Source organism: Oleidesulfovibrio vietnamensis, from assembly GCF_055388115.1.
On the sequence record NZ_AP042419.1, the window covers coordinates 173,538 to 192,724 of the forward strand.

Genomic DNA, 19,187 nt, shown 5'->3' on the forward strand with positions numbered 1-19,187 from the left:
GCAAATGCAAGCAACGCACCAGAAGGTGCACAAGGTAATCCGGAGGACATTATGAAGACCCGTTCCATTATCACCATAGTAGCAGCCCTCGGTATTTTTGCTCTGGCAGCAGTGGCTTTTGCCGGTCCTTACGGACACGGATACGGCCATCGCGGCGGATACGGCGGCATGGGTGCCGGCGGCGGGGCGGCCGTGTGCCCCTTTGGCGGCAGCGGACCCGGCGGTCAGGCCGCATATGATTCGCTGACACCCGAAAAGCAGGCTCTGTATGACAAGATTGTGGCCGAAGCCGACGGCAAGATGACCCCCCTGCGCGACAAGCTGTTTGCCAAGCAGGCAGAATTGAATGCCATGTACAACAATCCGTCCACAGACCCCGCGGCAGTGGGCAAGACTGCCGGTGAAGTGGCCCAGCTGCGCACTCAGCTGCGCAACCTGCACATTGAACTTTCCCAGCGCCTTGAAAAGGAAGTGGGGCTCAAGTCCGGCTTCGGACGCGGTCACCGCGGCGGGTTTCATCGGGGCGGCGGCTACCATATGGGTGGCGGCATGATGGGCGGACACTACTAAACAGCACAACGGCGCTGCTTCCTTCACAGCGGCAGCCGCGGCATACTGCGGGTACAGACCGGCCGGAGCAATTCCGGCCGGTTTTTTTATGCGCGGTCAGCGGTGTGCCGCGGCGGCAGTGTACGGACACGCACCGTGTCAACAACTGCAGATTGTGATGCGGCAGTGGCTTTTTCCGGCAGGGCATGCTAAGCTCCGTAGCAGGTAGTAAAAGTTGAGAAAAACTATAACTAATTGATTTGATACGTTAAAGGGATGACATGAAACAGCCGGAAGACTTGCAGCCCGTTGTGCTCAACCAGAATGCAGAGGTCGTGCTTTCGAAGCGTTATTACCGCAAAGGCCCTGACGGAGAACCGCTGGAAGATGCCACGGGGCTTTTCTGGCGTGTGGCGTCTGCCATCGCGGCGGAGGAGGGTAAATACCCTGATTCGTCGTGCAGGGCGGACGAACTGGCCCGTGAATTTTACGACCTGATGACATCGTGGAAATTTTTACCCAATTCTCCCACGCTGATGAATGCGGGCACTGATCTGGGTCAGCTGGCGGCCTGTTTTGTGCTGCCGGTGGGTGATTCCATAGAAGAGATTTTTGACGCCGTGAAACATGCCGCCATGATTCATAAATCAGGAGGCGGAACAGGGTTTTCATTCTCGCGCCTGCGTCCGGCGGCCAGCCGAGTGGGGTCCACGGGCGGGGTTGCCTCGGGTCCGCTTTCTTTTTTACGCATTTTCAATACCGCCACGGAGCAGATTAAACAGGGAGGCACGCGCCGCGGGGCCAATATGGGCATTCTGCGTGTGGACCATCCGGACATTCTGGAGTTCATCCGCGCCAAGGAACGTGAAGGGGAATTCAATAACTTCAACCTTTCCGTTGCGCTGACCGAAGATTTTATGAAGGCGGTGGAAAAAGGTGAAGAATATCCTCTGATGGCGCCGCACTCCGGCGAAGCCAAAGGTACCCTGAATGCCCGTGAGGTGTTTGAGATACTGGTGCAGAAAGCGTGGGAGTCGGGGGATCCGGGCATTGTTTTCATTGACCGGATAAACCGTGACAACCCCACGCCCGCACAGGGCGAGATGGAGTCCACAAACCCGTGCGGGGAGCAGCCACTGCTGCCTTACGAGGCTTGCAATCTCGGTTCCGTCAATCTGGCCGGACTGTACCTTGCCGGGCATGGCAGCACGGCAGATTCCATAGACTGGGCAGAGCTTAAGCGTATTATCAGGCTTTCCGTGCGTTTTCTGGATAATGTCATCGATGCTTCGCGCTATCCGCTGGACCGCATAACAGAAACGGTGCACAGAAACCGCAAAATCGGGCTGGGCGTCATGGGCTGGGCCGACCTGCTGTTTCAGCTGCGCATTCCCTACGACAGTCAGGATGCCGTTAAGCTTGCCGGCCGTGTCATGGAATTCATCCGCGCGGAAGGCCGTGCCGCCTCCAAACAGCTTGCCAAGGAACGCGGACCCTTTCCGGCTTACGCCGAGTCAGTGTTCGGACAGCGGGACCTCGGACCGTACCGCAACGCCACCATAACGACCATTGCCCCCACCGGAACCCTGTCCATTCTTGCGGGATGCTCTTCCGGGGTTGAACCGTTGTTTGCGCTCAGCTTTGCGCGGCATGTCATGGACGGCGAGCGTCTGGTGGAAGTGAATCCTTATTTTGAGCAGGCGCTCAAGGACGAGCAGTGCTATTCTGAAAAGCTGATGGAAGCTGTAACGCAGAAAGGGTCTGTGCAGACAATGGAGCACCTGCCGCAGCATATGCGCGATGTTTTTGTGACAGCCATGGACATAGATCCCGTATGGCATCTGAAAATGCAGGCGGCGTTTCAGGAATATACCGACAACGCCGTGTCCAAGACCGTCAACCTGCCCAACAGCGCAACCATTGACGACATACGCAGCATTTACTGGATGGCGTATGAGCGGGGCTGCAAGGGGGTTACCGTATACCGTGACGGCTGCAAACAGTCGCAGGTTCTGTGCACCGGCGACGGAGAAAAAAGCAAGGAAGAGCAGAAAAAAGAACGCAGCGTTGTGCGTGAACGTCCTGATATCGTATACGGATTTACCCAGAAAGTGGAAACGGGGCTGGGTGTGCTGTATGTGACTATTAACGAAGTGGACGGAAGGCCGTTTGAACTGTTCACCACCATAGGCAAGTCGGGGCGGTCCATCACCGCAAAGGCGGAAGCCATCGGCAGACTGGTTTCGCTGGCGCTGCGCTCCGGCGTTGAGGTGGTGGAAATAGTGCGGCAGCTCAAGGGTATAGGCGGAGAACACCCCAAGTTTCAGAAAAAAGGATTGCTGCTGTCCATACCCGATGCCATTGCATGGGTAATGGAAAACAGGTACCTAAAGGCCAAGGTGCCCGTACACGCTCCCAACGGGCTCGGTAGGCAGCAGTGCCCCGATTGCGATGAAGAACTGGTGTTTCAGGAAGGCTGCCATATCTGCCCTGCCTGCGGATTCACCAAATGCGGCTGATACGCCGCGCACCATCAGCACAAACAGGGGGCCTTTGCGCCCCCTTTTTCCGTAGCGGAATCCACACATGCTTAACGCCCAGCATCTTTCCCATAATTTCGGCCCGCACTGGGCTTTGAAAAATGTTTCCTTCCGGCTTGATAAAGGTGATTTTCTGTTTCTGTGCGGGCCTTCGGGCGCGGGCAAGACCACTCTGCTGCGTATGCTGTACGGCGCGCTGCCGGTATACCGCGGCTCGCTGAGTGTGGCCGGTTTTGACCTGCGCAATCTCAAAACCCGTCAGCTGCCCGCCCTGCGCAGACAGGTGAGTGTCGTTTTTCAGGATTTTAAAATTCTTCCGCGGCGCTCGGTGTATGACAACATTGCCATAGCGCTGGAGGTGCGCTGCCTGCAGCGGGTGCATATCGACCGCAGAGTGCGCGCCGTGGCCCGCGGACTGGGGCTGGAGAACAGGCTTGCAGCGCCCTGCGGTGAACTTTCCGGCGGCGAACAGCAGCGGGTGGCGGTAGCCCGCGCCGTTGTGGTCAATCCGCAGATTCTGCTTGCGGACGAACCCACGGGCAACCTGGACCCTGAACTGGCTTTGCGTATGCTTGATATTTTCAGACAGTTCCATTCGTACGGCACAACGGTCATTGTGGCCACGCACAACAGAGAACTGGTGGAACGGCACCCCGGTGCCCGTGTGCTGCGGCTGGACGAAGGCAAAATAACCTATGCCAACTGGACAGGAGCCGAAATTTTTGAAGGTTCCGAAGCGGAGGATGCATGGTAGGCATCATTCTGCGGCTTTTCGGCCGGGGCGTGCGCGATATGGCCGCCCATCCTCTGGCACAGGTCTTCACGCTTCTTGCCGTCACGCTGGCCGTCTTCCTTGCCGGACTTTTTCTGATGGCGTTTGTCAATCTGGATCAGGCGCTGGGCACGGCCCGTGGCAAGGCCGTTTATCAGGTATACTGGCATGCCGATGCCGACATGAAAACAGTGCGCTCGCAATGGGACAGCTTCGGGCATATGCCGTGGCTGACCGAAGTGAAAACGTATACTCCCGAAGAGGCACTGGAAACGCTGTCAGGCAACCTTTCTTCGGTAGGCGGGGTGGATACATCATGGATAGGTAAAAGTCCGCTGCCTCCCACCGCGGTTCTTGTTTTTGAACCCAAAGCAAAGGATATGAGCGGCTGGCACGATGAAACCATGACGTACCTTTCCGGACTGCCGGGCGTTCAGCGTATCGGGGCAAGCCCCGTGCGTGACGATCTTGCCCGTGCGTGGAACGTGTTCAGCCGTAATGTCATGTGGCCGGTCATAGGTTTTCTGGGGCTGGTGCTTTCGCTTGTGGTGGGCAACACCATCAAGCTGTCTCTGGTCAGCCGTGAAACGGAAATTGAAATTCTGCACCTGGTGGGTGCACGCAACTGGTACATACGATTGCCCCTGCTTATCACCGGCGGCATTCAGGGCCTCTGCGGGGGACTGCTGGCCACCGGCCTTTTATGGGTCACATGGATGCAGATACGCAACGTGTTCATGTTTCCGCCGGTAAGTATGCAATTGTCTTTTCTGCCTGTGGAGCAGGTGGCCATGCTGGTGGCCGTGCCTGCGGTCATGGGCGTTGTAAGCAGCTGGATAGCCGTGAAGCGCTGATCCATTCAGTGCGTTGCCGCAGGGTTTCCGGTAGCTTTCCGGCGGGTGTCTTTCCTTCCGGCCGGCTGCGCGGGCTTTGACGTCAGCGCGCACAGAGGACAACATGAGAAGCAAGAAAATGACACACGGGCTTGAAAAAGCCCCGCATCGTTCGCTGCTGTACGCCCTGGGCCTGACCCGTGAAGAACTGTCCAGACCGCTTGTGGGGGTGGTCAATTCCGCCAACGAGGTGGTACCGGGACACATCCACCTGCACACCATTGCCGAAGCAGTGAAGGCCGGAGTGCGCGCCGCGGGCGGCACACCCATGGAGTTTCCCGCCATAGCGGTATGCGACGGGCTGGCCATGAACCATGAAGGCATGCGTTTTTCGTTGCCCAGCCGCGAAATCATCGCAGATTCCATTGAGATAATGGCCACGGCTCATCCTTTTGATGCGCTGGTCTTCATACCCAACTGTGATAAGTCGGTTCCCGGCATGCTTATGGCCATGCTGCGTATGAACGTGCCGTCCATTCTTATCAGCGGCGGCCCCATGATGGCAGGCACGGGCAACGGCAAGGCCGCAGACCTCATCACCGTGTTTGAAGGTGTGGGCATGGTGCGGCAGGGCAGAATGACGGAAGACGAACTGGAGCAGCTTTCCGAGACGGCATGTCCCGGCTGCGGGTCGTGCGCGGGTATGTTCACGGCAAACTCCATGAACTGTCTTTCCGAAACCATAGGGCTTGCGCTGCCGGGCAACGGTACCACGCCGGCCAATTCCGCAGCGCGGGTGCGGCTGGCCAAACATGCCGGCATGCGCGTCATGGAGCTGCTGGAGCGCGATATAAAGCCGCGTGATATCGTGACCGAAAAGGCCGTGGCCAACGCTGTTGCCGCGGATATGGCGCTGGGCTGTTCCACAAACACGGTACTGCATCTGCCCGCTGTATTTGCCGAGGCAGGGCTTGATCTTACTCTGGGCATTTTTGACGAGGTAAGCCGCAAGACCCCCAACCTGTGCAAGCTCTCGCCCGCCGGTGACCAGCATATACAGGACCTGCACCGTGCAGGGGGTATTCCCGCGGTCATGGCCGAACTGGACAAGGCCGGGCGCATACACCGCGACGCACTGACCGTCACAGGCCGTACCGTGGGCGAAAACCTTGATGCACTGGGCGCCGCGGTGCGTGACCACGATGTCATCAGGCCCATGGAAAAGCCGTATTCGCCGCAGGGCGGTATTGCCATTCTGTACGGGTCGCTTGCGCCGGAAGGGGCCGTGGTCAAGCAGTCTGCCGTTGCACCGGAAATGATGCAGCGTACAGCGCGTGCCCGTGTGTTTGAATCAGAAGAAGCTGCCTTTGAAGCCATTATGGCGCAGCGGATTGAAAAGGGCGATGCCATCATCATACGCTACGAAGGGCCGAAAGGCGGTCCCGGTATGCGCGAAATGCTGTCTCCCACCGCAGCCATTGCCGGCATAGGGCTGGGGGCCGATGTGGCGTTGATTACCGACGGGCGTTTTTCCGGCGGAACCAGAGGTGCCGCCATAGGGCATGTATCACCCGAAGCTGCTGACGGCGGTCCCATAGGGCTGGTGCGTGAAGGGGACATGATCGAGATAGACATCCCCGCCCGCAAGCTGGACCTGCTGGTTGACGAAGCGGAAATGGAGCGCCGGCGTGCTGCATTTACGCCCGTGGTGAAAGAGGTCACCTCTCCGCTGCTGAAACGCTACAGCCGTCTGGTGACGTCTGCCGCCAACGGTGCCGTGTACAAGCGCTGACCCGTTTTTCTGTCCTGAATGACCCCGGGCACCGGCATAGTTCCGGTGCCCGTTTTTTTATGCATCACAGTTCCGAAACAGAAAGAGCCTCCGGCAGGGCGGGCTGTTTTCCCCGTCCCATCAGCAGGCCCCGTACATACGGCACGCAGACAGAAGCGGGGCCACGTTGCCGGACCACTGTGCGTTGTGACGCTGCCAGTCATGCTGCCGCGCACGCCCGTACCGTCAGCTGATCGCGGACAGCGTGCGCAACGGGGGATGCGGGGGGAATCATTCCCTTGCCCGCGGAGGGCAAACCGGTTCTGAAACAGGGTACTTGCGGATGCTGCCGATGCGTTTGTCGTGACGCAGGGCCTCCGGTTGCCCGCAGCCGGTGTTTGCAGTAGTTTCTTACGCATCGGGAATCAACAACAGGAAGATGTATGAAAAACCTGCTTTCCACACGCGAAGTTGCCCAGTTTCTGGGTGTGAACGAGAAGATGGTCTACACCCTTATTTCCGACAAGGGGCTGCCTGCGACCAAGGTCACGGGCAAGTGGCTTTTTCCTGCGCACCTTGTGGAGCAGTGGGTGGAAAATTCCACCATCAATTTTCCCCGCCGTCACGAATCAGCACCCCCTGCTGAGGGTGTGCTGCTGGTGGCGGGAAGCAATGACATTCTTTTTGAGCGAACCTTGCGGCTGTTTATGGACGCCCAGCCGGACTATATTGCCGCTTTTGCCAACATGGGCAGTATGGGGGGCATCAAGGCGCTTCGTCGGGGTGTCTGCCATATGGCGACCAGCCATCTGAAGCAGGAAGACGGTGCGGAGTACAATTTTGCCCATGCCGAACGGGAGCTTGAAGAGCGTCCGGCTGTGGTCAATTTCTGCCTGCGTGAACAGGGGCTGCTGGTGCCGCGGGGGAACCCCGCCGGTATTTCGTGCGTGGCAGATGTGGCCGGTGGCGGGCTGACGGTGGCCAACCGCCCTCTGGGTACGGGCACGCGGCTGCTGTTTGATTCCGAGCTGGCGGCGGCCGGTATAAATCCCGCGCGTCTGAAAGGGTACGAAAACGAATTTTCGCGCCATATGGATGTGGGGCTTGAAGTCCTTTCCGGCAGGGCGGATACAGCGCCCGCCATCCGGGCCGTTGCCGGGCTGCTGGGGCTTGATTTCATTCCGCTGGGGTGGGAACGGTTCGACCTGCTCATTCCGCGCGATACGTTTTTTGAACGTCACATACAGCTGTTTATGGGATTGTTCACCACGCCGGAATTTGCAGCACTGGCGGGGCAGCTGGAAGGGTATGACACCAGCCGTGCCGGCAGGGTCGTTTTTCCGGGCGAGACGCTGCGCGAGACCCGACGTTGAGAAGGAAGCGGCATTGCCGCGAACCGGTTTTTATCTGCCTGCCTGTTTCGTCGCCGTAAGAGCGTGCGTCACCGGCAGGCTTTTCAGTCTGCGGGCCGCAGCGGCGGAAACCGGCACTGCCGGAGAGTCTGCGGGGCAACAGCCCGGCGGCCCTGCCATGGCGGCGGGCAGAAGAACTCACGCCCGAAGGGGGCGGGCAGAACCAGCCGGAAGGCGTGCAGCAGCATCCCCGCTCTGCATGCGGGAGCACCATACTTCACATCGCCGATGACGGGATGGTTCCGTGAGGCCAGCTGTACCCGTATCTGGTGTGTGCGTCCGGTGGCAAGCCGTATGCCCAGCAGGGTGGCGTTGTCGAGGCGCAGCAGCGGCACCACCTGACAGAGAGCTTCTCTGCCCTTCGGCGGAGCCGTATGCGGCTGCGCGCTGCCGGCGGGCAGTGCGTGTATTTTTTCCTTTCCCGGCGTTCCTTCTTTCACCAGTACATTCTGTCAGCGTCAGCGCCTCCTGCTCCGGCCAGATACCGCACACCCACGCACAATAATCCTTTATCAGGCTGTGCCCGTTGCGGAAAAGGTCCTGCAGGGTGCGCAGGGCCGTATAGGTTGTGCCGGCCAGCAGCAGCCCCGAGGTGTTTTTGTCCAGCCTGTGGGCCGGTGCAGGCATGAAGTCGGCGCCGGCAAAGTGTGCCGCCAGACGGGCGGTGACACAGTCTGTGTGTCCGGTGCCCGGTTGTACGGGCAGACCTGCGGGTTTGTTGATGACCAGCAGACCGTCGCCGCTGGCAATGATTTGCGGCAGCGGCGACGCAGAGACCGCAGGAACGGCGCAAGCCGCATCGCAGGAAGGCTCTGCGGCGGGCCGCACCGGCGGTATGCGGACCACGTCGCCCTCTGACACTCTGTCATAAGGTTTTGCGCGGCCTTTGTTTACACGGACTTCACCCTTGCGGATGATGCGCATCAGAAACTGCTGCGGCACACCGGAGCCCAGTCTGCGTTGCAGAAACTGCAGAAGCTTTTGCCCTGCCTCTGCCCGGGTGACCTCTATGTGGCGTACCCCGCCTGTTGCCGGTGCGGTCATATCTGCTCCGTGGGATGTAAAAGGCCCGGACGAGTGCGTCCGGGCCGTTTTGTCTGTTCTGTTCCCGCCCTGCGACCACAGGCAGGCGCACAGGTGTTATTCCTCGCGGAATGTCCGGTCGATGGCGGTGCCGGGAGCGGCGCTGTCGAGGTCAAGCGGATAGGCCAGCACCTGCGTTTTGCGCGAGCGGACGCCCAGTTCGCCGGGGTGCGTGTTAATGGCCACCACAAGGTCCTGAATGCCGTCGTTGTTCACGTCTGCCACGTCAAAGCCGATGATGGCGCCTTTGATGCGGCGGGTTTTCCACTGCAGGGAAAGGCCTACGCCGTCCCAGTGCAGGGCGTGAATTTCAGACTGCGGGAAAAAGCGGTAGCGTTCGAAGAACTGCGCCGCCGTGGAAATGGGCCGGACCACCAGAAGTTCATAACGGCCGTCACGGTCAAGGTTCACGGCGCGCATGTTCTGGGGAATGTAATACATGTCGTCAATGAGCACGGTGTCTTCACCCAGACCGGGCATGCTCATGTCGATGGGAATGCCCACGGAAGAGCCCGAATAGGTTTCCTGCGTCTGGGCAAGCCGTCCGCCGCGCTCGGTGTAGGTGACAAGGTGTTCGCGGTCGTTGAGCACCACCAGCTTGGGGCCTTCGCCGTCGCTGGCGGGCAGCCACGTGAAGTTGAGCACATTGGTGCCTTCGGGCAGGTTCAGGCTGCGTCCCAGCTCCATGGAACCGCCCATCTTGAGCACTTCGTGCACCTTGCCGCGGAAAAGTTTGGGCCGTCCGACGGCCTGTCCCACCAGTACGGGCATGTAGTCCGGCGGCGTTTTGACCACGTTCATGTAGTAACGGATTTTTTCCGCCACCACGGTAAACGTGTTGTTGCTCCAGTTCAGGATAAAGCTTTTGGGTTCCTGCGAGCTGTCATAGGCGTTTACCACTATTTCCATAATGCCGTCGCGGTTCATGTCGAGCATGTTGATGCTCAGGCAGGTGATGGAAAGCGGCAGCTGGTGTTCGCCGGCGGGTTCCAGCATTTTTCCGTCAAAGCGGTATGCGCGCACCACATGCTCGTCCAGCAGCATGACGGCGTTTTTGCCCGTGCCGTCCAGATCGCCTACCACCATGCCGCGTGCGGCAAAGGGCAGCGACTGGCTGCGCATGCGGGTGTCCACATTTTCATTGCCTGCATAGCGGAACTGCGGGTTAAGATACACCTGCCTGCCGGCGTCGGATTCGTTGTGCATCAGGTTGGGGTTCATCTGATTGACAGCCTGCGGCGCCGGAGCGCTCTGGGCGGCGGTCTGCATATCCGCGCGTTTGAAAACGTCACGGTTTATCTGGTCGGAAACATCTTTGAGCGCGGGAATCAGCTGCAGCACGGGGGTCTGTTTGCCCACGGGAGCCACATTGCCTGCAGTGTCCAGCACGCGCACGTCCAGACTGGCTTCAGAGCCCATCACGGTCACGTCGCCCCATACCAGATAATCGGCATTCAGGGCGGAACGGGCAGCAGCGGCGGCGTTTTCGTCGGCGGGATACTCCTGCGCGGCAACGCTGCTCTGGGCTATGGATTCAAAGTTATCCTTCAGATACAGCCGCGAGGTAAGCATCTGCGGAACGGCTTTTTCCAGATATTTGTACTGGTCGGGGCCATGTATCTTGAAAGGCAGGACTGCATAGGTCTTCAGTCCGCCGGCATCGGCAACGGAAGGCAGTACGGCCGTGACGGCCAGCAGCAGGAGTGCCAGCGGAAAACGCAATATACGGTGCATCAAGGTCTCCTTGGTCGCAATCTCGGGAACATGCATCGGCAGCGGACACGCTGCCGTGACTGTCCTCTCATAATACCTCTTGCTGATGCAAGCAAGCTTAGGGTAGACGCGCAGCAAAAACAGGAGTGCAAATGGCAGAATCCCCTCAGGCGCGGTCGTTCCGCGTAGTATGTCCTGCCGGACAGGAATCGCTGGTTGAAGCCCTGCTGCACAGTCAGGGATACGAGTTTGAATCGGAGCCGGTATCGCCCTGGACCCGCAGGCTTACAAAGGAGCCCAGACCGCTGGGCAGCAGTCTGGCAGCTTTTTTCGGACTGATTTACATTCAGGACAGATCTTCCATGCTGCCGCCTCTGGCGCTGGCGCCGCAGAACGGCGATGCCGTGCTGGACATGTGTGCAAGTCCGGGCAGCAAAACGGGCTTTCTGGCGCAGCTGGCAGGGCCGGACGGTTTTGTGATGGGTAACGAACCCAACGCGCAGCGGCTGGCAACCCTGCGTCAGAACCTGTTCAACCTGAACCTGCCGCATACGGCCACCTGCGGCTACGCCGGAGAATCCCTGCCCCTGCCGGATGCATCATGGCAGAAAATCCAGCTGGACCCGCCATGCAGCGGCTGGGGCACCGTGGATAAAAACCCCAACGTGATGAAGCTGTGGCAGGGGGATAAAGTCAAGCCGCTTGTGGGCATCCAGCGGCTGCTGCTCAGAGAGGCTGCGCGGCTGCTGGCTCCGGGCGGGGTTGTGGTTTATTCCACCTGCACGACCAACGTGCAGGAAAATGAAGAACAGGTGCGCTGGGCAACGCAGGAACTGGGGCTGATCCCCGAACCGCTGGCACCGTTTGAAGGTTTTGTTTTTGAAGACCCGCTGCTGCCGGGGTGCGAGGGAACGCTGCGGGTGGATGCATCCCGTTCATCGGCACAGGGATTTTATATCGCGCGTTTCCGCAAAGAGGGCGATTCACCGCCGTCCGGACCTGTTTCTGCCATGCGGGTGCAGGGAATACACAGGCAGGTATTGCGCGGACCGTGTGCAGATCCGGACATGCTGCCGGACGGCGAGGTGGCTCTGTTCGGTTCCGCGGCCATGTTTCTGCCGCAACAGGCCCTGAACTTGCTGCCCGAATCCTTCCGCTGGCGGGGATACCCGCTAGGCAAGGCTTCGCGCGGCGAGGTGAGGGTCTCACCCCGGATGCGCTGCATGATGCCCCCCGCAGATCAGTGCGCCGCAGGCGCGTTGAATGTGGAAGAGCCGGAACTGATAAGCGGCCTGCTGTCCGGCCAGAGCATTGATCTGGCCCGCGGTGCGTATGCGGGCAGCGTGGATGCATCCCTGCCGGAGGCCGGACTGTATTTCAGAGGGCTGCCGCTGGGCAGGCTGCGTATCAAGGGGCGCCGTGCCTTGTGGGCGGAGCGCTGATCATCCCCGCGCTATGAAAAGATCGTTGAGCAGAGAGCTTTTACCGTATCTGAGGGGGCGGCCGTCCATATCGGTCACAGTGCCGCCCGCTCCGCGCAGAACGGCTTCTCCGGCGGCGGTGTCCCATTCCCATGTGGGGTGCAGACAGGGATACATCTGGGCCGTTCCCTCGGCCAGCAGGCAGAACTTGTAGGCACTGCCTGCCATCAGGCGCGTATGGGGCAGACCATCCATGTAGGCATCCAGTTTGGGTGTTGCGGACACCCGGCTTTGCAGCACCACCGGTTGTTTTCCGGAAACGGCGGGGGCGGTATGCAGGCGCACCGGCATGCCGCTTTCATCTTCGCGCCATGCGCCCGTGCCGGGCAGACCGTAATAGGTAAGCCCGCGCGCAGGCACATGGACAACTCCGGCCAGAGGCACGTCGCGGCGCATGAGTGCCACACAGACACTGTAGTCTGCCTCTCCTTTCAGATAGCCTTTGGTGCCGTCCAGCGGGTCCACCAGAAAATACAGCCCCCAGCCCCGTCGTACCTCGGCAGGGGGAATGGATTCCTCTTCTGAAATAACGGGAACAGAAGGAGCCATCTGTGCCAGTCCGGCACACAGAACGGCACTGGCCGCCCTGTCCGCCTGAGTGACGGGCGAGTCGTCGTCCTTGTGCCATATGGCGGCTTCACCTGCCTGCACAATGGCCTGCTGGCGGGCGGCGATTTCTTTTCCCGCCTGTCTGGCTATGCGGATCATCCCGCTCAGGGGTACGTTTTCAAACATGGCGTGCTCCGGGGATACAAGCTGGCTATGCGTCCATCTTACTGGTAATAATACCTCATGTGTAATCTGTCACTGCCATGCCGTCTCAGGGCTGTCCGTACATTGCTGTGCGCCGTCATGCTGTTTTTACTTGCCGGCGGATGCGGACACAAGACTGTGCTGCCGCCGGTAGCGGCCGGCGGCGATTCCGTGCTGCCGGCGCAGGGCCAGCGGCACAGGCTGGCCGTGGTACGCACTGCGCAGGCTCTTGTGGGTGTGCCCTACAGATGGGGCGGCAGTTCGCCGCAGCAAGGGTTCGATTGCTCCGGACTGGTCTGGTGGGTCATGCGGCATAACGGCATTGCGGTGCCGCGCATGACAGACGGGCAGGCGCAGACCGGTACCGCGGTGGCCCCTGCGCAGGCGGCCGCCGGTGACATAGCGGTTTTCCGTATCGGATACGGCGGGCTGCACACTGCCGTCATAAGCGGCAGCGGCACCATGGTGCACAGCCCGAAGTCGGGCAGCACCGTGCGTGAAGAAAGCTACCTTTCGCGTTACTGGCTTCCCAGACTTGTCACGGTGCGCCGTATTCTTCCCTGACGGTACATGCTGATAAAAAAACGGCCGCGGAATTTTCCGCGGCCGTCAGACGTTCACAGGGTGTGTTATCTGTTCACACCATCGACCAGGCTTTTCGCCGGCGAAAATTTGACCACCTTGCGGGCAGGAATGGTCATGGGCTGGCCCGTCTGGGGGTTGCGGCCCTGCCGTTCGGCGCGTTCGGCTACGGTCAGCGCGCCGACATTGGGCAGACGCACGCCTTCGTTCTTTGCAATGCCGTCGGCCAGAACCTGACAAAAGGCATCGTACGCTTTTTCAGCGCTGACTTTGGTTTCAAACACTTCAGGCAGTGCATCTTTGAAAGCCGCAACAAATTCAGCTTTGGTCAGCATGTGGAGCTCCTCCTTCAATGGAACTTTGTTTCCCCCCGGAAAAAGCCTAGTACCAATAGTTACCCACTTCTATGCAGTGTCAGACAGACCTTGTCAATCGGGGGCCGCCCGAAAATCCGCCCCATATGCGCCTTTCCCCGTTTTTTTCCGGTTCATGTTGCCATCGCGTGGCGAACAGATTACGGTTACGGCAGTATCCTGAGCATTCTGTCTTCTCGGGGCTTCACCCGCAGGGAGGAAACCATGCCGCACCGCACTGCCGCAGACACGCTGCTGACCATAGCGGAACTGGCAGCCAGACATGACCTGCCGGAATCCACTGCGCGTTACTACTGCAAGCGCTTTCTGCCGTTTCTGCCCCATACGGGCGAAGGAAAACGCAGGCGTTATCTTCCTGAAGCACTTGAAATATTCTCGTTTATCGTTGCCGAAATACGGACGCATAAAAACGCCATGACCGTGGAGCACGCTCTGCGGCGGCATTACGGTTCTGCGCTGGGCGCCGCGCCGGACTGCACTCCGCAGGCAGAACTGCCGCCCGCGGCCGCGGTGCCGTCGGCGGTGCAGCTTTCTGCCGAATATGTGCATCAGGGGCAGGCGGCGCTGTTCGCTTTGCTTGAGCAGCAGACCAAAGCCATGGAAAGCATTGCGGAATCGCTTGCGGTAATGAACCGCAAGGAAGAAGGCATAGCCGCGCTGGAGCAGACTCTCGGAGCGCGTGAAAGTGAGATAGCCGAACTGCGCAAAGAGGTCGTGCAGCTGAAAAGCCTGCTTTCCACAGCCGAGCAGGTGCATCAGCAGGATCTTGACCAGATGCGCAAGTGGCTGAGCAAGATCGCGGGCGAGCGTTCCGGCATGCGCGGACAGGATATGTGAGCGGCCTGCCGCCTGTTGCGGTGTTTATGGCCGCTGAAAACCCCGCCGGACGGACGCTCCGTTTTTCCGGCGGGGTTTCTGACGCCGTGGGTGCGGCGGAATGTTATGTCGTTGCGGTGTTCCTGCGGGCTTTGCGCCCGCGGCATCACATGGCGCTGCGGCTTATATGTGCCCAGCTGTTGCCCAGACGGGCTGCTGCGCGGACCGCTTCGATCATGCTTTCTTCGCTGGCAATGCCTTTGCCCGCAATATCAAAGGCCGTGCCGTGGTCAACAGAAGTGCGGATGACCGGCAGCCCTATGGTGATGTTGACGCCGGTGTCGAAATACAGCGATTTGAAAACGGCGTGCCCCTGATCGTGATACATGGCGATGGCAAACCGGTACTGACCGCGTACCATGCGCGGGAACAGCACATCGGCCGGAACCGGACCTTCAGCCGGTATGCCCTCCGCCACGGCCTTCTGTACAGCGGGGGTTATGATGTCGCGTTCTTCCGTGCCGAACATGCCGCCTTCTCCGGCGTGCGGATTGACTCCGGCCACTGCCACCGTCTCCTGCGGTGTGCCCAGTGCCGTCGCCAGCAGATGGGCCAGCCTGATGCGCTGGTACACGGCATCCACGGTAAGTGAATCAATGGCGGAACGCAGCGACTGATGTGTGGTCACATGAAACACATATCTGTCTTCCGCGGCCAGCACCATGGCATAGTTGCGCACTCCGAAGCTTTCTGCCAGCAGTTCCGTGTGTCCGGGGTGGGTGTCGCCGCCCATATGCAGCGCTTCCTTGTTCAGCGGGGCAGTCACTATGCCCTGAATGTCGCCGCGTTTGGCCAGTTCTATGGCTCCGTACACATAGGCCGCAGCTGCGCGGCCTGCTTCCGCTGACAGCGTACCCGCCACAACGCCGCGTAAGGGTCCGTGCGGCTGAAAAACGGCCACACCGTCAGCAGGCAGCGTATCCAGCGCTTCCACTCCGTCCACAAGTATGCACCTGCGGCCGTTCATATATCGTTCGTGCGCCTGCATAAGCGCCATATCGCCCACCACAAGCGGTATGCACATGGTGTGAATTTCATCGCGTCCGAGGGCCTTGGCTGTTATTTCCGGTCCGATTCCCGCAGGGTCACCCATGGTCAGCGCTAAAACAGGCAGTTTCACTCTCTGCTCCTTGGTTCTGTATGGTATGGCGGGCAGCCCCGTCAGCGGCGGGCTGCCCGGCTGTATTGTCAGTCCAGTTCACGCAGGGTGCGCACGGCCTGCACCAGAGCGCCCTGCGTGCCGAAGCCGCCTGCTTTGGTGACCACTTTGACGCCGTCCGCATGTCCTCCGCTGAGTCTGCCCACAGGTATGCCGGGGCTGACTTCGGCAATAAGGTCCATGCCTGCCGTGTTCAGGTGGGCCAGCATGGCGTGGGCCATGTCGCCCCCTGTGAGCACAAGGCCGGACGGTTTTTCTCCGTCCTGCAGCAAAGCCAGCGCCTCGTGCACCACCTGAGTGGTGCGCGCGGCCACACGCGCGGTAAGGGGGCGGCGCTCCAGCCCGATGCCGGCACCTCTTTCCAGCAGGTCCTGTACTTCTTCCCGGTTGCCCGGTGTGGCCACCGCCACGTCTTCGCCCCGGCGCAGCATGGATGCCAGCGTCTCGGCCTTGGCGCGCAGTGCCGTCTGCCAGTGCCTGTCGTCAAGCAGCAGCTCGTCGGCGGTAACCAGCAGCAGTCCCGTTCCTTCGTGCTGCAGCTGTTTCAGCTGTCCGCGTGATACGGGGTTGACCGAACCCACCACCGTGACAACGGGCCGCCTGCCTGCTGACGATTGTGCCAGACGGGCCGCCACCGGAGCGGCAAGTCCGGCGGAGCCCACAAACAGCGCCCGCGGGGCAAAGCGGGCCACAAGGCTTTCCAGCAGGGCAATATCCTGCGGGTCTGCTGCATCGGCCACAATGATGGCGCTCCTGCGCCGCGCTTCTGTGAATATGCTCTCCAGATAACTGTCGCCTCTGGTCATTTCTGCCAGCGAAAGCCCTATGGCAGGACGCGAGGACTGAGCGGCAAGCAGGCTGGGGATATGGCTCTGTCGCACGGGCGATACAGGGTCCGCTCCGATGGAGGTGCGTGATACCGGCTCGCCTCCGGCCAGCAGATAACCGCCTATGAGAGTTCTTCCGTTTTCCGGAAATGCCGGACACAGGAGGGCCAGTTCCAGCCCCCATACGTCCATGACCGCATCAATTTCAGGCCCTATCTGCCCGCGCAGAGTGGAGTCCACCTTTTTATACAGCGGTTGTACTCCGGCCGCCTGCAGCCGCTGTGCAGCCTGTTTCACGGCCGCATATGCCTCCTGTGGGGGCATGGCGCGGCTTTCTGTCTGCACCACGGCCACGTCCACACCGTTCAGGTCTTCCGCCGACCAGTTGTGCGTCAGAATGCGCGTACGCAGTCCGGCTTTGGCAAACTGCACGCCGGTGTCACCTGCGCCTGTCAGGTCGTCGGCGATAACTGCGTATCTGGTCATGCGCGCTGCTCCTGCGGGGGATGTGCAGCATCATAGCGCTTGCACATGTAGTGCGTCATCAGCGGGCACAGTATGGCTGTTACCAGCACCGCCGCTGCAACCTGTGCGGTGGCCACCGCCTGAAAAGGCGCATACGAGGGGTCGGCCTGCACCACCACAAGAACGCTGGTGATGGAGTTGCCCGCAGTGGTTCCCGCAGCAAAGCCTATGCCCGGATTGGAGTTGCGGATGAACAGCCTGTAGCCGGCAAAGCACAGAAAACCCGTGACCAGCGTTACACCTATGCCCAGCAGCACGCCTGTGACGCCGCCTGTCACAAGGTTTTGCAGGTTTATGCCCGTGCCCAGCGCAAAGGCGAAAAACGGAATGGTAATGGCTGCAGTGGGCTTCATCATTTCGGCAAACTTTTTGTCCAGATTACCCAGTACAAAACCGACAATAAAGGGAATGACCGTTCCCACGATGGCCTGCCACGGTACGTTGGCATGTCCGGAAAGGCCCAGTGCCAGCAGAATGAAAAAAGGCCCATCGTTAAGGCCGCTGGCAATGTAGGCGCCGCGGTCCTCATCTGTGCCGTACTGTCCGGTAAGGGCCAGCCACAGACCGCCGTTGGAGTTGGTGAAGGCTATCATGGCGGCCAGCAGCGATACGCCCAGAATGCCTTCGCGTCCGAAGATGTTGCCGTACAGAATAATAATGACGGCAGGAATGAACGTTTTGGTAAGCAGCAGGACCCCGCAGCGCTTGAAAACGCCCGTGCTTTGTCTGGCGTTTATCTGGGCGCCCGTGGCCAGTATGAGCAGACCGATGAGCGGCAGTGCGCTGTTTTTGAACAAGGCGGTGGTAAACGACCCCAGCCCCAGAAATCCGGGAAAAAATGTGCCTGTGACCGAACCCAGAATGAGGGGCACCAGCATCATGCCGCCGGGCAGCCGCTGCAGCCAGTCAACGATGGGAACCTGTTTCATCCTCTTCCTCCTTGGTTACCGGCTGTCAGTCTGTCAGCCGGGGTTGGCGTGACCGCGGCGCAGCTGTGTGCGCCGCCATAAGGCAGGCAAAGCGAATCCGCAGGCGGCCGCAGCTTCCGGCGCGGCCTGTCACCGCCGTCTGCTTCCTTCCAGAGGCACGAATTCGAATCGCCCGGCTTCCGACAGCTTCGCTTTCTGCTCATCTGTCAGGTCGTCGTCCATAATGCACAGCGAAAACGCCGACAGCGGCGCTACTCTGCCCAGAAATGCGCAGTCCACTTTGGAACTGTCGCCTACCAGAATGCTTGAAGCGCTGTTGCGCAGTACCAGCTGCTTCAGCGCCAGCCGTTCCAGCATGCGGTTGGTGGCTCCGTGTTCCGCGCTAATGCCCGCGGTGGCTATGACGGCCATGTCAAAGCGCATGCCGAACGAGTCCAGCTGTGTCACCGGCAGGGTGCCGGTCACTGTGCGTGATTCCGCATGTACTTCGCCGCCCAGCAGAATTGTGCTGATGTAAGGCCAGCGCAGCAGCTGCAGGGCAATGTTCAGCCCGCAGGTGACCACCGTAAGCGAGGTTTTTTCCACAAGAAACGGCAGCATGGCCTCCGGCGTTGTTCCGCCGTCGATGAAGACCACACTGCCTGAAGAAATATGTGCTGCCGCAGCCTGTCCGATGACACGCTTTTTGTCTCTGTTCCAGCAGGTGCGGCGCATGAAGCCCGCTTCGCCCTCGATGGCGGCAAAGGCTCCGCCATGCGTTCTGTTCAGGTAGCCTCCGGCTTCCAGTTCGGCCATGTCCCGCCGGATTGTTCCCACAGAAACGCCCAGCATCTCCGCCGCCTCGGTTGCCCGTATGGCGGAGCGTGTTTCCAGCAGGGCGAGAATCTGCGTGTGCCTGTATCGCTTCATGAACACCTCGTGCGTTTTGTCTTGTGCAAAACGCAGCCCGACCGGCGGCGTAGCGTCTCCGGTCATGGCTGCACCCTAGCAACCGGTACAATACGATCA

General features: G+C 60.1%; 17 protein-coding genes and 1 pseudogene. 9 read left to right on the plus strand and 9 right to left on the minus strand.

From position 1 onward, the window contains the following. Nucleotides 1-51 precede the first annotated feature (51 nt). From ACZ5D1_RS00750 to ACZ5D1_RS00775, 6 genes are all read left to right on the plus strand, one after another. The gene (locus tag ACZ5D1_RS00750; protein ID WP_464555600.1) at nt 52-570 is read left to right on the plus strand and encodes a periplasmic heavy metal sensor; all 519 of its coding nucleotides are present in this window, start codon (nt 52-54) and stop codon (nt 568-570) included. 260 nt (nt 571-830) lie between these two features. Continuing rightward, nucleotides 831-3,068, plus strand: coding sequence for a vitamin B12-dependent ribonucleotide reductase (locus ACZ5D1_RS00755; RefSeq protein WP_464555601.1), 2,238 nt, complete (start codon nt 831-833; stop codon nt 3,066-3,068). 67 nt (nt 3,069-3,135) lie between these two features. After that, a complete protein-coding gene (gene ftsE / locus ACZ5D1_RS00760) occupies nt 3,136-3,843 on the plus strand; it encodes a cell division ATP-binding protein FtsE (RefSeq protein WP_011366289.1) in 708 nt (235 codons plus the stop codon). Further along, nucleotides 3,837-4,715: a cell division protein FtsX gene (locus ACZ5D1_RS00765; RefSeq protein WP_011366290.1), complete on the plus strand. Its 879-nt coding sequence runs from the start codon at nt 3,837-3,839 to the stop codon at nt 4,713-4,715. Before ftsE ends, ACZ5D1_RS00765 begins: the two co-directional genes overlap by 7 nt. 103 nt (nt 4,716-4,818) lie before the next feature. Further along, the gene (gene ilvD / locus ACZ5D1_RS00770) at nt 4,819-6,486 is read left to right on the plus strand and encodes a dihydroxy-acid dehydratase (protein WP_011366291.1); all 1,668 of its coding nucleotides are present in this window, start codon (nt 4,819-4,821) and stop codon (nt 6,484-6,486) included. Between the two features lie 422 nt (nt 6,487-6,908). Next, on the plus strand, nt 6,909-7,838 hold the full coding sequence (locus tag ACZ5D1_RS00775; protein WP_011366292.1) for a helix-turn-helix transcriptional regulator: 930 nt from the start codon (nt 6,909-6,911) through the stop codon (nt 7,836-7,838). Nucleotides 7,839-7,921: 83 nt separating this feature from the next. Here the strand turns inward: ACZ5D1_RS00775 and ACZ5D1_RS00780 are convergent, their stop codons facing one another. The 3 genes and pseudogenes from ACZ5D1_RS00780 to ACZ5D1_RS00790 form a co-directional block, all read right to left on the minus strand. Then, complete coding sequence (locus tag ACZ5D1_RS00780; RefSeq protein WP_464556574.1) at nt 7,922-8,317, minus strand: RluA family pseudouridine synthase; 396 nt, start codon at nt 8,315-8,317, stop codon at nt 7,922-7,924. Nucleotides 8,318-8,351: 34 nt separating this feature from the next. Then, a pseudogene (locus ACZ5D1_RS00785) lies at nt 8,352-8,921 on the minus strand (pseudouridine synthase); the annotation flags it as partial. 96 nt (nt 8,922-9,017) lie between these two features. Further along, nucleotides 9,018-10,694 (minus strand): FG-GAP repeat domain-containing protein, encoded by a 1,677-nt coding sequence (locus tag ACZ5D1_RS00790; RefSeq protein WP_027182563.1) that lies wholly within the window; start codon nt 10,692-10,694, stop codon nt 9,018-9,020. A 131-nt stretch (nt 10,695-10,825) separates the two neighbouring features. Between ACZ5D1_RS00790 and ACZ5D1_RS00795 the strand changes: the two genes are divergently transcribed. Beyond that, the gene (locus tag ACZ5D1_RS00795) at nt 10,826-12,115 is read left to right on the plus strand and encodes an NOL1/NOP2/SUN domain family protein (protein WP_464555603.1); all 1,290 of its coding nucleotides are present in this window, start codon (nt 10,826-10,828) and stop codon (nt 12,113-12,115) included. On the opposite strand, the gene cysQ is transcribed toward ACZ5D1_RS00795, so the two are convergent. Next, the gene (gene cysQ, locus ACZ5D1_RS00800; RefSeq protein WP_464555604.1) at nt 12,116-12,889 is read right to left on the minus strand and encodes a 3'(2'),5'-bisphosphate nucleotidase CysQ; all 774 of its coding nucleotides are present in this window, start codon (nt 12,887-12,889) and stop codon (nt 12,116-12,118) included. A gap of 117 nt (nt 12,890-13,006) precedes the next feature. Here cysQ and ACZ5D1_RS00805 point away from each other — a divergent pair, with 117 nt between their 5' ends. Then, on the plus strand, nt 13,007-13,471 hold the full coding sequence (locus ACZ5D1_RS00805) for a C40 family peptidase (protein ID WP_158303350.1): 465 nt from the start codon (nt 13,007-13,009) through the stop codon (nt 13,469-13,471). A gap of 65 nt (nt 13,472-13,536) precedes the next feature. Here the strand turns inward: ACZ5D1_RS00805 and ACZ5D1_RS00810 are convergent, their stop codons facing one another. After that, nucleotides 13,537-13,824 carry an HU family DNA-binding protein gene (locus tag ACZ5D1_RS00810; RefSeq protein WP_011366298.1) on the minus strand — a complete coding sequence of 96 codons (288 nt, stop codon included), beginning with the start codon at nt 13,822-13,824 and terminating at the stop codon, nt 13,537-13,539. A gap of 243 nt (nt 13,825-14,067) precedes the next feature. On the opposite strand from ACZ5D1_RS00810, the gene ACZ5D1_RS00815 reads away from it, so the two are divergent. After that, nucleotides 14,068-14,700, plus strand: coding sequence for a MerR family transcriptional regulator (locus ACZ5D1_RS00815; RefSeq protein ID WP_011366299.1), 633 nt, complete (start codon nt 14,068-14,070; stop codon nt 14,698-14,700). A gap of 145 nt (nt 14,701-14,845) precedes the next feature. On the opposite strand, the gene pdxA is transcribed toward ACZ5D1_RS00815, so the two are convergent. The 4 genes from pdxA to ACZ5D1_RS00835 form a co-directional block, all read right to left on the minus strand. Further along, a complete protein-coding gene (gene pdxA, locus ACZ5D1_RS00820; protein WP_011366300.1) occupies nt 14,846-15,859 on the minus strand; it encodes a 4-hydroxythreonine-4-phosphate dehydrogenase PdxA in 1,014 nt (337 codons plus the stop codon). Nucleotides 15,860-15,927: 68 nt separating this feature from the next. Then, nucleotides 15,928-17,211 (minus strand): four-carbon acid sugar kinase family protein, encoded by a 1,284-nt coding sequence (locus ACZ5D1_RS00825; protein ID WP_027182559.1) that lies wholly within the window; start codon nt 17,209-17,211, stop codon nt 15,928-15,930. Further along, entirely contained in the window at nt 17,208-18,179 is a 972-nt protein-coding gene (locus tag ACZ5D1_RS00830) for a 2-keto-3-deoxygluconate permease (RefSeq protein WP_011366302.1), read from the minus strand. Before ACZ5D1_RS00830 ends, ACZ5D1_RS00825 begins: the two co-directional genes overlap by 4 nt. Before the next feature lie 129 nt (nt 18,180-18,308). Next, on the minus strand, nt 18,309-19,088 hold the full coding sequence (locus ACZ5D1_RS00835; protein WP_162147981.1) for a DeoR/GlpR family DNA-binding transcription regulator: 780 nt from the start codon (nt 19,086-19,088) through the stop codon (nt 18,309-18,311). Nucleotides 19,089-19,187 lie beyond the last annotated feature (99 nt).